Source organism: Mycetocola zhujimingii (genome assembly GCF_003065425.1).
Classification (GTDB): Bacteria; Actinomycetota; Actinomycetes; order Actinomycetales; family Microbacteriaceae; genus Mycetocola_A; species Mycetocola_A zhujimingii.
On sequence record NZ_CP026949.1, the window covers coordinates 1,815,926 to 1,829,133 of the forward strand.

General features: G+C 66.0%; 11 protein-coding genes. 5 read left to right on the forward strand and 6 right to left on the reverse strand.

What is annotated here, in order from left to right; genetic code table 11:
- Positions 1 to 28 precede the first annotated feature (28 nt).
- From C3E77_RS08640 to C3E77_RS08655, 4 genes are read right to left on the reverse strand one after another with little or no spacing between them, the layout of a single operon-like run.
- Positions 29 to 1,552: an amidohydrolase gene (locus C3E77_RS08640; RefSeq protein ID WP_108391268.1), complete on the reverse strand. Its 1,524-nt coding sequence runs from the start codon at positions 1,550 to 1,552 to the stop codon at positions 29 to 31.
- A 31-nt stretch (positions 1,553 to 1,583) separates the two neighbouring features.
- On the reverse strand, positions 1,584 to 2,579 hold the full coding sequence (locus C3E77_RS08645; RefSeq protein WP_108391269.1) for an Fpg/Nei family DNA glycosylase: 996 nt from the start codon (positions 2,577 to 2,579) through the stop codon (positions 1,584 to 1,586).
- A 1-nt stretch (position 2,580) separates the two neighbouring features.
- Positions 2,581 to 3,087 (reverse strand): ribose-5-phosphate isomerase, encoded by a 507-nt coding sequence (locus tag C3E77_RS08650; protein ID WP_108391270.1) that lies wholly within the window; start codon positions 3,085 to 3,087, stop codon positions 2,581 to 2,583.
- 51 nt (positions 3,088 to 3,138) lie between these two features.
- Entirely contained in the window at positions 3,139 to 3,753 is a 615-nt protein-coding gene (locus C3E77_RS08655; protein WP_108391271.1) for a mycothiol-dependent nitroreductase Rv2466c family protein, read from the reverse strand.
- Positions 3,754 to 3,882: 129 nt separating this feature from the next.
- On the opposite strand from C3E77_RS08655, the gene pepN reads away from it, so the two are divergent.
- From pepN to C3E77_RS08675, 4 genes are all read left to right on the forward strand, one after another.
- The gene (pepN, locus tag C3E77_RS08660) at positions 3,883 to 6,429 is read left to right on the forward strand and encodes an aminopeptidase N (protein ID WP_108391272.1); all 2,547 of its coding nucleotides are present in this window, start codon (positions 3,883 to 3,885) and stop codon (positions 6,427 to 6,429) included.
- Between the two features lie 138 nt (positions 6,430 to 6,567).
- Positions 6,568 to 7,581, forward strand: coding sequence for a mechanosensitive ion channel family protein (locus C3E77_RS08665; protein WP_108391273.1), 1,014 nt, complete (start codon positions 6,568 to 6,570; stop codon positions 7,579 to 7,581).
- Positions 7,578 to 7,970, forward strand: coding sequence for a globin (locus C3E77_RS08670; protein ID WP_108391274.1), 393 nt, complete (start codon positions 7,578 to 7,580; stop codon positions 7,968 to 7,970). Before C3E77_RS08665 ends, C3E77_RS08670 begins: the two co-directional genes overlap by 4 nt.
- Positions 7,971 to 8,065: 95 nt before the next feature.
- Positions 8,066 to 9,733 carry an FAD-binding dehydrogenase gene (locus C3E77_RS08675; protein ID WP_108391275.1) on the forward strand — a complete coding sequence of 556 codons (1,668 nt, stop codon included), beginning with the start codon at positions 8,066 to 8,068 and terminating at the stop codon, positions 9,731 to 9,733.
- Positions 9,734 to 9,820: 87 nt separating this feature from the next.
- Here the strand turns inward: C3E77_RS08675 and C3E77_RS08680 are convergent, their stop codons facing one another.
- Positions 9,821 to 10,477, reverse strand: a complete 657-nt coding sequence (locus C3E77_RS08680) for a DUF8185 domain-containing protein (RefSeq protein ID WP_108391276.1) — start codon at positions 10,475 to 10,477, stop codon at positions 9,821 to 9,823.
- Positions 10,478 to 10,547: 70 nt separating this feature from the next.
- Between C3E77_RS08680 and C3E77_RS08685 the strand changes: the two genes are divergently transcribed.
- On the forward strand, positions 10,548 to 11,432 hold the full coding sequence (locus C3E77_RS08685; RefSeq protein ID WP_108391277.1) for an acyl-CoA thioesterase: 885 nt from the start codon (positions 10,548 to 10,550) through the stop codon (positions 11,430 to 11,432).
- A gap of 90 nt (positions 11,433 to 11,522) precedes the next feature.
- Here C3E77_RS08685 and ettA read toward each other — a convergent pair whose 3' ends face one another.
- Positions 11,523 to 13,205, reverse strand: a complete 1,683-nt coding sequence (gene ettA / locus C3E77_RS08690) for an energy-dependent translational throttle protein EttA (protein ID WP_108391278.1) — start codon at positions 13,203 to 13,205, stop codon at positions 11,523 to 11,525.
- Between the last annotated feature and the right edge of the window lie 3 nt (positions 13,206 to 13,208).

Here is a 13,208-nt window from a genome sequence, read left to right on the forward strand (position 1 = left end):
TGCGCCAGCGGGTACAGCCGGATGGGTTCTAGAGCACCGAGTGCGTGAACCGGCCGTTGAGGATCGTCGCAGCGACGGGCATCCGCCTCAGTTCTTCCGGAGTTGAGGTAAGCGGGTTCCTGTCGACGATGGCGAGGTCAGCGACCCGCCCGGCCGCTACCGCCTCGTTCGGCGTGCGGGTGGTCGCCGCGAGCGCCTCGGCGACACCAATCGACTGTTCCGGATGCCACGGCGCGCGGTCGTCCCTCGACCGCCCCACCGCTGCAGAAATGGCCACCCACGGATCGAGTGGCGCGACGGGCGCATCCGAACCCAGGGCGATGGTTGCACCGTGATCGAGCAGGGCACGGAGGACAAATGCGCGGCGCGTGCGCCCCGGCCACAGCTTCTCCGCAGCGTCGCGATCGTCCATGGCGTGCTCGGGCTGAACACTCGCCGTAACGCCGAGCTCGGCGAACCTCGCAACATCGGTGTCGCGAAGCAGTTGTGCGTGTTCGATGGACCCTGTCGCGCCCGTCGCGGCAAAGGCGTCGAGTGCGAGCGAGTTTGCGCGGTCACCGATGGCGTGAATCGCGCTGCTCAGGCCACCGGCCGTTGCGCGACGCATCAGCTCGGTGAGTTCTGCCTCGGGGACCGTCAGCACACCGTGTGCGTCCGATTGACCAGCGAGTCCGTCGTAGTGATCGTCGCAGTACGCGGTCCTCGTGTTCAGGGACCCGTCGGTGATGACCTTGAGCGAGCCGACCTCGACGAGGCCGTGGGTGTGCGGCACGACCTGCCCGGTCGCGAGCCGCTCGGTGAGCGCGCGGTCGAGGTCGCCGGGGTAGATACCGAACCGCACCCGGAGCGCGGTTGCCCCGGCCTGGGCCCGACGCTTCCACACCTCGAGATTCCACGCCATTTCAAAGTCGACCACCCCGACCACTCCGCGTGCAGCCGCCGCAGCGGCCGTGTCTCGCGCCCAGCCATCGACGACGAGATCATCAGCGCCGAGTCCCTGGCTCACGGCGAAGGCGTCCTCCTCGCGCAGCAGCCCGGTGGGGTGACCCGCGTGCCCGAACTGCGCGAGGGCGGCGCTGTTCAGCCACACACAGTGCAGGTCTGCTCCGATCAGCACAACCCGGCGGCCATGGGAGATCCGGTCGAACGCCTCGAGCTCAGCGGCATCCGGCCACAGAGCGTCACGGAAACCGGAGCCGACGAGGATGTCGTCGGGACGCACCGTCGGGAGGGCAGCGGCGACATAGCCGCTGACGAGGTCGAGCACCGATGCGGCTGAGTCGCTCGCCGTCAGGTCGAGCCGTCGGGAGGCCAGGGCTACCTGCGTGAAGTGAACGTGGTGATCCCAGAGGCCTGGCAGCACCCACCGGCCATCGAGCTCCGTGAGTTCCCCCTCCTGAGCCGTCGAACCAGCGGGACGGATGTCGGCGATCCGGGCGTCTTCGATCACGATATCGACACCAGAGCCGTCGGAACCGACAACGCGGGCGTTTCTGAGGGTCGAGCGGATGCCGGAACCCGGACTGGTTGCGCTCAGCCGGAATTCTGTCATCGCGCCCTCCTCGGGTGGGCCATACCGCCGGTCACCGCTGGCAGTTGGGGCACCAGTACAGCTTTCGGGCACCCATCTCTTCGAGAACGATGTTCGTCCCGCAGACCCGGCAGGGCAGACCCTCGCGCTTGTAAACCCAGTGGCGATCATCTCGACTCGCCATCGCCTTGCGATAGTCCTCGCCCCGGAGATCGTCCATCGTCATCATCTGGCCGGTCTCCACCCCAATGGGCAGGAGCCTCGCCCAGTCCTGCCAGAGCCCGCGCACGAGTTCCTCGGGGATCTGCTTGCCCGGAGTGTGCGGGTTGATCCGCGAACGGAAGAGCAGCTCAGCGCGGTAGACGTTTCCGATCCCGGAGACGACGGACTGGTCCATCAGCAGCAGGCCGATCGGTGTGGGCTTCTTGCGCACAACAGCGGTGAACCTGTCCTCGGCGGCCTGACTCGGGTCGAGGAGCGGGTCAGGGCCGAGTTTCGCGATCACCGCGTTCACCCGTTCGCCATCGAGAATCTCGCAGGCGGTCGGACCCCGCAGGTCGGCGACGGCATGCTCGGTCAGCAGGCGGAGCCGGACGGCGCCGACGGGCGGAGGCGGGAACGTGTCCCAGTCCTCACCCGAGAGGCCCTTGGTCTGCTCAGACATTCGCACGCGGGTCTTTCGCGGCGCACCGATCGAGTGCAGCGAATTCTCGCCGGCCTCGTCGAGGATCACCGCGGCGAGGTCGGTACCGTGCTGGTTGGTCTGGCCCATCCTGCCGTTGGCACTCGCGATAGTGGCGTCAGAGGTGATCTCACCGGCAAAGTCCCATGCCCCGTACATGCCGAGGTGGACCCGCAGCCAGAGGTCGTCATCGAAGTCGAGGAACATCTGCTTGCCGACGGCCTTCACGTCGGTGAGCGTACGACCGTCGAGGATCGACGCCCCCTCCGCGAACCTCCCCTGCGGGCTCGACGCGGCGACCCGGTGTCCCTGGAAATTCGTGCGGAACTGCCGGGCGATGCGATGAACTGAGTGACCCTCTGGCACGCTAACCCCGCTCGGACAATCCGGCGTCGACGCCCTTGCCGGCGATCGTCCCCGTGGTCTCGTACTCGGCGATCTGCGCAATGCGCCGGACGTGGCGCTCATCGCCCGAGAATGGTTCAGCGATGAACGCGTCGATAAACGTCTTCACCTCGTCGAACGAGTGCTGCCGCGCACCGATCGAGATCACGTTGGCGTCATTGTGCTCGCGTGCGAGCTTCGCGGTGCTCACGTTCCAGACGAGGGCAGCACGGATGCCGTTCACCTTGTTCGCGGCGATCTGCTCGCCGTTGCCAGAGCCACCGAACACCACACCGAGAGCCTCGACACCGGCCGCACGGTCGTGCAGCACTCCGAGCGCCGCGTTGATGCAGAACGCCGGGTAGTCGTCGAGTGCGTCATACTCGGTCGGCCCGTGGTCGATGACCTCGTGCCCGCTACCGGCGAGGTACTCCTGCAGGTCTGTGCTGAAGTCGAGGCCGGCATGATCGGTGGCGATATGGATGCGCATGCTTCCATTCTGCCGTCCCCGACGAGAGTCCGTGCGACTCGCGCGGCGCGATCAGTTGAAGATGGGCTCGACGGTCCGGCTGCGCTTGAGTTCGAAGAAGCCGGGGTATGACGCCACAGCGACGACTCCGTCCCACAGGCGGACGGCCTCCTCGCCCAGCGGCGCCGGGGAAATGACCGGTCCGAAGAACGCTGTGCCGTTCACGGCAATGACCGGCGTTCCGACATCCTGGCCGACCCGCTCGATGCCGTCGAAGTGGCTGGCACGCATCTGGGCGTCGTAGCTGTCGCTCTCGGAGTGCTCCGCGAATTCCGGGGGAAGGCCGACCTCGGCGAGCGCCTGCGAGATCACCGTGTCCGGGTCGGTTGACCCGCCGGGGTGAATCTGGGTGCCGAGGGCGTCGTAGAGGGGCTTAACGATGGCCTGACCGAATTCTTCCTTCGCGGCGGTGACGAGGCGGGTGTACCGGAGCGCTCGCGGGAAAAAGGCGCGGTATTCGTCCGACACGTCCTGGTTCTCATTGAGCACGGCGAGGCTCATCACGTGCCACGTCACCTCGAGGTTGCGGTATTTCGCGACCTCGTCCACCCACCTCGATGTCATCCACGCCCAGGGGCAGGACGGGTCGAACCAGAAATCAACAGCGGTCGGGGTATCGGTGCTCATTCCCACAGCCAACCACGGAATTCACTCACGAGAGGCCACCTCAGCCCATTGGCAGCGGAAGGCGGAGCACTACGCTGGAATCTCGGACACGATCCGCATCGATCCACAGCCACACCTAAGGAGTCCCCGTTGCCCGGAGAAAACCTCACCCGCGCCGAAGCACAGGAACGAGCCTCGCTCGTCTCTCCCTCGAGCTACCAGATCGCCCTTGACCTCACCACCGGCCCCGAGACCTTCCGGTCGACGACGACGGTCCGGTTCAGCGCGACACCGGGCGCTTCGACCTTCATCGACGCCATCACCCGCACCGTGCACTCGGTGACCCTCAACGGTGTTGCCCTCGACCCCGCGGCCATCAGCGACGGCATCCGTATCGCCCTCGACAACCTGCAGGCCGACAACGAGCTCATCGTCGACGCCGACATGATCTACATGAACACCGGTGAGGGCCTGCACCGATTCGTCGACCCCGTCGACGACGAGGTCTACCTCTACAGCCAGTTCGAGGTGCCGGACTCGCGCCGCATGTATGCCGTCTTCGAGCAGCCGGACCTCAAGGCGACCTTCCGGTTCACCGTGACCGCGCCCGCCCACTGGGACGTCATCTCCAACTCCCCCACTCCAGAGCCCGTCGATGCAGGCGAGAACAGCAAGACCTGGGCGTTCGAGCCGACACAGCGGATGTCGAGCTACATCACCGCGATCATCGCAGGTCCGTATGTCGCCGTGCGCAGTGAGCTGACGTCGAGTGACGGACGCACGATTCCGCTCGGAGTCTTCTGCCGTCAGAGCCTGTCCGAATATCTTGACGCTGACTACATCTTCGAGAAGACCCGCCAGGGCTTCGAATACTTCGAGAAGAACTTCGACTACCCGTACCCCTTCCCCAAGTACGACCAGCTGTTCGTACCCGAGTACAACGCCGGGGCCATGGAGCACGCGGGGGCTGTCACGTTCACCGAGGCGTACGTCTTCCGCTCCAAGGTGACGGATGCCATCAAGGAACGCCGCGTCGTCACGATCCTGCACGAGCTCGCGCACATGTGGTTCGGCGACCTCGTCACGATGAAGTGGTGGAACGACCTGTGGCTCAACGAGTCGTTCGCCGAGTGGGCGTCGACCATCGCGGTCGCAGAGGCCACCGAGTGGACCGGCGCATGGACAACGTTCAACGCCATGGAGAAGAGCTGGGCATACAAGCAGGACCAGCTGCCATCGACCCACCCCATCGTTGCGACGATCAACGACCTCGAGGACGTTCAGGTCAACTTCGACGGCATCACGTACGCCAAGGGTGGCTCGGTTCTCAAGCAGCTCGTGGCCTGGGTCGGAATCGAGGCGTTCTACGCCGGCGTCGCCGCGTACTTCAAGAAGCACGAGTACGGCAACACCGAACTCGTCGACCTGCTCAGCGAGCTCGAGACGGCGTCCGGCCGCGACCTCAGCGACTGGGGCAAGCTCTGGCTCGAGACGGCCGGCGTCAACACGCTCCGTCCGGAGATCGCCGTCGACGAATCGGGAGCCATCACCTCGTTCGCCGTGCTGCAGTCGGCGGTACCTGAGTACCCGACGATCCGCCCCCACCGCCTCGCCATCGGTTTCTACAACCTGGTCGACGGCAAGCTCCTCCGCGAGCACAGGATCGAGCTCGACGTCGACGGTGAGCGCACCGAGGTCGCCGAACTCGTCGGCCTGAAGCGCCCGGACCTCGTGCTGCTCAACGACGACGACCTCGCCTACGCGAAGATCCGCCTCGATGACGCATCACTCGCCGTCGCGACCGAGTCGCTCTCCGCGATCGAGGACCCGCTCGCACGGTCCCTCGTGTGGGCCGCCGCCTGGGACGCGACCCGCGACGCCGAAACTCCCGCTCGCGACTACGTGCGCCTCGTGCTCGGAAACATCGCGACAGAGACCGAGTCGACGACCATCCGCACGACACTCAACCAGCTCGTACTCGCGGCCACCCAGTACGTCGCACCCGAGCACAGGGAGAGCACGGTTCGCGAGGTCGGCGACGCACTGTGGGCCCTCGCCCAGGGTGCCGAAGCCGGCAGCGACGCCCAGTTCCAGTTCGTGAAGTTCTTCGCGGCTGTCGCGTCGACCGGGGAGCACTTCGACGCCATTCGCGCCCTCCGTTCGGGCGAGACCGCGCTCGACGGACTCGAGATCGACACCGACCTCGACTGGGAACTCCTCGCCGCACTCACGGCGGGTGGAGTCGCCGGAAACGACGAGGTCGATGCGGCCCTGGCCGCCGACAACACGGCCAATGGCGCGAAGGCTGCTGCGCTCGCCCGCGCCGCGATCCCGACGCTCGAAGCGAAGCGTGCCGCCTGGGCATCCGTCGTCGACATCGACACCGCCCCGAACGCCATCGTGCAGTGGACCGGCATCGGCTTCCAGCGCGCTCGCGACCGTGATGTTCTCGCGTCGTTCGTTCCCGACTACTTCGAGATGCTCCAGCGCATCTGGGCATCGCGCAGCTACAAGATCGCCGAGTACCTCGCGGTGGGGCTCTACCCTGCACCGCTCGCCAGTGCAGAACTGCGGGACGCAACGGTGGCCTGGCTCGACCAGAACGCCGAGCCGCCCGCCCTTCGGCGCATCGTCGTCGAGAACCTCGCGGGCGTTGAGCGTGCGCTCAGCGCACAGGAGCGCGACGCTCAGGCGTAGCCCGACCTTCAGGGGCGCCATGCGCACGGATGCCGTCACCGGCCCGTGCGTGTGGCGCCTTTGTCGTTAACCACCTCGGATCCGACACCCACGCCGCCTCCAGCATCCGCCCAGTGCGCCGCACGTAGACTTGGAGCGATGACTGAATTCTGGACAGGCGTTGAGGCGTTTTTCGCGACCCCCATCGGCAAACTCGTCGCGATAGCGATCATTATTGTCGGCGCGTTCATCGCGTCGTGGCTTCTGCACTTCGTCATTCGACGGGTCGTGAACCAAATAGTCTCTGGGGTGAAGAAGACCCAGGGTGCTGAAGATACCCAGGCGCTCAACGTCTCCCCGCTCGCTGCGGTGAGACTTGTGCAGCGGACCCGCACCCTCGGCACCGTGCTCGGCAACATCGTCAACGTCACTGTCGTCATCATCACCGTCGTTCTCATCGTGAACCTGATCGACGACAAGATCATCGGCTCGCTCGCACTGCTCACCGCCGCGCTCGGTGCCGGTCTTGGTTTCGGTGCCCAGAACATCGTCAAGGACGTGCTCAACGGCCTGTTCATGGTGATGGAAGACCAGCTCGGCGTCGGCGACGTCGTCGATCTGGGTCCTGCCACCGGAGTGGTCGAGCGCGTCGGCATCCGCATCACGCAGGTACGCGACGTCAACGGAACCCTGTGGTTCGTTCGCAACGGCGAGATCCTCCGCGTCGGCAACATGTCTCAGGGCTGGGCGCGCGTGATCATCGACCTCGCGATTCCGTATGACGCCCCTGATGTCGAAGCCGTCCAGGACACCATGCTCGCCACGTCGACAGGCCTCGCCCAGGACCCGAAGTGGCGCAGCCGCATCCTCGAGCGTCCCGAGCTCTGGGGCATCGAGTCTATCTCCGAGGAGGCACTCGTCATTCGCCTCGTCGTGAAGACCCGTCCGCCCGCCAAGGACGACGTCGCCCGCGAGCTCCGTGCGCGGCTCAAGGCGGCAACCGACGAGATGGGCATCCTCCTGCCGTCGCTCAATAGCGTGGTCCTCGAGGGCTTCGACGGCGCGGCATCCGTGACCGGAGCGCGCCCCCCGCGTACGAAGCCGCTCAAGACGGTCAACGAAGCTCCCCACGCTGTGAGGAAGCCGGCGAAGAAGGGGCCAGCACAGCCATGACCAACCTCAACTCCCCCAGTTTCTACGAGGAGGTCGGCGGCCGGGCCACCTTCGAAAAGCTGTCACTCGAGTTTTACAAGGGTGTCGCCGCCGATCCCGTGCTCAAGCCGATGTACCCCGAGGAAGACCTCGCAGCGGCGACCGAACGCCTGACGATGTTCTTCGAGCAGTACTGGGGCGGGCCGTCGACGTACAGCGAGCAGCGCGGGCACCCGCGGCTCCGCATGCGGCACATGCCGTTCAAGGTCAATCCGGATGCGCGCGACCGCTGGCTGCTGCACATGCGCGCCGCGGTCGATACCCTCGGCCTGTCGCCCCTGCACGAAGCGACCCTCTGGGACTACCTCGAGCGCGCAGCGCAGGCGATGGTCAATACCTTCGACGAGTAACGCGCCGACGACGCCCCTCTCGTCCGATGCGGCACCCATCTCCTACGCTGGGAGCATTGCGGGCGGCGTAGCCCGCGGATCGAAGGAGATCCCGGATGCCAGCAGTACCATCGACCTCGGCCGACGTGATCATTGTGGGCGCTGGGCTCGCCGGGCTCGTGGCTGCCGCTGAGCTGTCGGACGCCGGCAGGCGGGTGATCATCGTTGAGCAGGAACCGGAAGCGTCACTCGGCGGACAGGCCCACTGGTCGTTCGGTGGGCTGTTCCTCGTCGACACACCCGAGCAGCGCCGTATGGGCATTCGCGACTCGCACTCCCTCGCCTGGCAGGACTGGCAGGGGTCCGCTGCCTTTGACCGGCAGGACGACGACTGGGCCAGGCGATGGGCAGAAGCGTATGTCGACTTCGCCGCTGGGGACAAGCGATCGTGGTTGCGCGAACGTGGCGTCGGCTTCTTCCCCGTCGTCGGCTGGGCTGAGCGCGGCGGGTACACGGCGAACGGGCACGGCAACTCGGTCCCGCGGTTCCACATCGTCTGGGGCACCGGTCCCGCGATCGTCGAACCGTTCCTGAAACGCGTCCGGGCGGGGGTCGAGGCAGGGCGTGTAGAGCTCAGGCATCGCCACCGCGTCGACGACCTCGTGGTTCACGACGGTGCTGTGACCGGCGTGACCGGAAGCGTTCTCTCGCCATCGACCGCCAGTCGTGGCGAAGCGAGCCCGCACGACGTCGTCGCCGACTTCGAGCTGTCGGCGCAGGCCGTCGTCCTGACGACGGGCGGCATCGGCGGCAACCTCGATCTGGTCAGGGCGAACTGGCCGGCGAGGCTCGGTGCCCCGCCCGAGTCGATGCTCTCCGGAGTACCGGCCCACGTCGACGGCCGCGGGCTCGGTATCGCCGAGCGCGCCGGCGCCCGACTGGTCAACGGTGACCGGATGTGGCACTACACGGAGGGCATTGCCAACTGGGATCCGGTCTGGGCCGCCCACGGCATCCGAATTCTCCCCGGGCCGTCATCACTCTGGCTCGATGCAACGGGTGCACGCCTTCCCGCGCCACTGTTCCCCGGCTTCGACACGCTGGGGACCCTGCAGCACATCCTCGGCACAGGACACGGTCACAGTTGGTTCGTACTCACCCAGAAGATCATCGAGAAGGAGTTCGCCCTCTCCGGCAGCGAGCAAAACCCCGATCTCACCGACCGGGACCTCCGGCTCCTGCTCAAGCGGGTCGCTCCCGGCGCACCAGGCCCGGTTGAGGCGTTCAAAGAGAAGGGCGACGACTTCGTGGTCGCGGACAACCTGCCCGAGCTGTTGGCGGGCATGGAGCGGCTCTCTGGCACCGCCCCACTCGACCCGGTGCGGGTGGAACGCGAGATCAGGTGGCGGGATGCCCAGCTGGACAACGAGTTCTCGAAGGATGCCCAGATCACAGCGATCAGGGGCGCCCGCTCCTACCGGGGCGACAGGATCATCCGTGTCGCACGACCGCACAAACTGCTCGATCCGAAGGCAGGGCCGCTCATCGCGGTGAAACTGCACATCCTCACCCGGAAAAGCCTTGGCGGCATCCAAACCGACCTGTCCGCGCGTGCGATCGGCCACGACGGTTCACCGGTCCCGGGCCTCTACGCGGCCGGAGAGGCCAGCGGCTTCGGCGGCGGCGGGATGCACGGATACCGGGCGCTCGAGGGGACGTTTCTGGGCGGATGCCTGTTCACCGGGCGGACCGCCGGGCGCGCGATCGTCGCCCAGCTGTCCTGAGCCACGCGAGTTGCTGGGTGTGCACCGGCGGCGGCAACGCTGACCCGGGCAAACCCAGCAACTCGCGATCGGTTACAGCTCCTGCGGTCAAAGACCCCGTGACGAGCGAACGAGGACGTGGCCCCGCAGCGGGCTCGCCCTGATCCAGGGACCGGAGGCGTAGAGCGGGACCTCTTCCTCGCCGACGAGGAACCCGAGGCTCCCCGCCGCGAACGCGATTCCTGACGGAACGTCCGGATGCCCGGCGAGCGGGCGCGACCAGACCTCGGCCCTGACCCGCTGCACGATGGCGTCACCCGCGTTGTCCGGCACAGTCCGGGCAACTTCTCCCGCGCCGTCCCTCGCTGCCAGTTCGAGCGCGACCGAGCTGATTCCTCCGATCCGCTCCCACCCGCCACGGGGCGGCGCGATCCCCGACCAGCTCGTTCGTACGTCGGCCGGCGGAAGCGGGATCACAATCTCGCCGGACGCCCCTTCGGTGTGCGCGAGCCGGTCTGCGATCGCAGCCGGAGCGACCACGCGGTCGAAGACGGCGCCGGAAACCTCGGCGAAGGTCCGGAGGCCGAGGATCGTCGGACTGGTGTCGAGCAGGCCGCGCGGGTGCAGCACAGCCGAATACACGGCGAGCACTCCCCCGCCTGCAATCAGGCGAACCGCTGTGTCATCCACGAGTCTCGCCCGGGCGAGATATACCCGAAGGTCGGCGGCGGCGTGGGCGTCCTGGAGGGTGATCGCGTCATTCATCTGCTGTCTAAACTACCTAAGAAGCATTGGTGAAACCCACCAGTCCGCCCGCACCACCAATCGGAGAGCAATGACAGACCCCGTCGCATCCCTCTTGAACGCCCTTAACCTGACTGATACCGGAGCTCGGACCAGCGAGGACATCTTCACGGGGCCATCACTGTGGATGCCGGGTGGGCGCGTCTACGGCGGGCAGGTGCTCGCACAGGCCGTGATGGCGGCAAGCCGAACGACGGCGGAAGACCGCATCGTCCACTCGATGCACGGCTACTTCCTGCGGCCCGGCGACGTGAACCAGGAAATCACATTCAGTGTCGACCGGATTCACGACGGCCGTTCATTCTCGACGAGACGCACACAGGCGTACCAGTCCGGTGTTCCGATCCTCTCGATGATCGCATCGTTCCAGGACCCGGACGAAGGCCTCGACCACCAGGCGACAATGCCTGAGGGGTACCCAGACCCCGAGAGCCTCCCGACCGCAGCCGAGCTGCTCGGACACATCGATCACCCGGCTGCCAGGGCGTGGGCCAACGATCGACCATTCGACATCCGCCACGTCCCGTCGCCGATCTACCTCTCGGTCGAGGGCGAGCGCACGGCGACGAACGCGGTCTGGATCAAGGCGTTCGGCACACTTCCCGACGACCCGAGCCTGCACAGGGCTGCGCTCGCGTACGCGAGCGACTACCCGCTGCTCGAGTCGATCCTGCGCAAGCACGGGCTGGCCTGGGTCACCCCGAATCTCAAGGTCGCGAGCCTCGACCACGCCATGTGGTGGCACCGGCCGGCCCGCGCTGACGAGTGGTTGCTCTACGTCCAGGAGTCCCCGAGCGCATCCGGCGGACGCGGACTCGCGCTCGGCCGGTTCTACTCCCGCGACGGCGTGCTGGTTGCGAGTGTCGCCCAGGAGGGCATGGTGCGGGTACCACCGGCACTGGCAACTGACGCTTAAGCCCACCCGGTGAAGGCACGACAAGAATGAAGGCCATGCCGGTGACTGAGTCACCGGCATGGCCTTCATCGTTTCGCCAGAGCGCCCGCGTCAGTCGCGAGTGAGCTTGCGGTAGGCGGAACGGTGCGGCTTCGCTGCATCCGGTCCGAGCCGCTCAATCTTGTTCTCCTCGTACGACTCGAAGTTGCCCTCGAACCAGTACCAGTTGCCCGGGTCTTCCTCTGTCCCCTCGTAGGAGAGGATGTGAGTTGCAATGCGGTCGAGGAACCACCGGTCGTGGGTGATGACCACGGCACAACCGGGGAACTCGAGAAGCGCGTTCTCGAGGCTGCCGAGCGTTTCGACGTCGAGGTCGTTTGTCGGTTCGTCGAGGAGCAGGAGGTTTCCGCCCTGCTTGAGGGTCAGTGCCAGGTTGAGACGGTTGCGCTCACCACCGGAAAGGACACCGGCCTTCTTCTGCTGGTCAGGGCCCTTGAACCCGAACTGGGAGACGTACGCCCTGGACGGGATCTCGGTCTTTCCGACCTGGATGTAGTCCTGGCCGTCTGAGACGACCTCCCACAGGTTCTTGTTCGGGTCGATGCCACCGCGGCTCTGGTCGACGTACGAGATGTCGACCGTCTCACCGATCTTGAGCTCTCCGCCGTCAAGCGGCTCAAGGCCAACGATGGTCTTGAAGAGCGTGGTCTTACCCACACCGTTGGGGCCGATGACTCCGACGATGCCGTTGCGGGGCAGGGTGAAGCTGAGGTCGTTGATGAGGATGCGCTCCCCGAAGCCCTTCTTGAGGTTCTTCGCGTCGATGACCTGCGCGCCGAGGCGCGGTCCGACGGGGATGACGATCTCTTCGAAGTCGAGCTTCCGCGTGCGCTCGGCCTCGGTCACCATCTCTTCGTAGCGTGCGAGTCGAGCCTTCGACTTCGCCTGCCGTCCCTTGGCGTTCGACCGGACCCACTCGAGTTCCTCAGCGAGGCGCTTCGACAGCTTCTGGTCTTTCTTGCCCTGGACCTGGAGACGTTCCTGCTTCTTCTCGAGGTAGGTCGAGTAGTTGCCCTCGTACGGGTAGAGGTGACCGCGGTCGACCTCAGCGATCCACTCGGCGACGTGGTCGAGGAAGTACCGGTCGTGAGTGACGGCGAGCACGGCACCTGCGTACTTGGCGAGGTGCTGCTCGAGCCAGAGAACGCTTTCGGCGTCGAGGTGGTTGGTGGGCTCATCGAGGAGCAGGAGGTCAGGCTTCTGCAGCAAAAGCTTGCAGAGCGCAACGCGACGCTTCTCTCCACCGGAGAGGTTGGCAACGGGCAGGTCACCGGGCGGGGTGCGCAGCGCGTCCATTGCCTGTTCCAGCTGGGAATCGAGGTCCCACGCGTCAGCGTGGTCGATTTCTTCCTGGAGCGTGCCCATCTCGGCGAGCAGCGCGTCGAAGTCGGCATCCGGTTCGCCCATGGCGAGGGAGATTTCGTTGAAGCGGTCGACCTTGGCTTTGATCTCGCCGACGCCCTCCTGGACGTTCTCGAGTACGGTCTTCGACTCGTCGAGTTCCGGCTCCTGCATGAGGATGCCGACGGTGTAGCCGGGCGTGAGCTTCGCTTCACCGTTGCTCGGTGTATCGAGGCCAGCCATGATCTTGAGGATCGTGGACTTTCCGGCCCCGTTGGGACCGACGACACCGATTTTGGCGCCAGGGAAGAACGACATGGTGACGTCGTCAAGAATCAGTTTGTCTCCGACGGCCTTGCGGGCGCGGACCATGGAATAGATATATTCGGCCATATT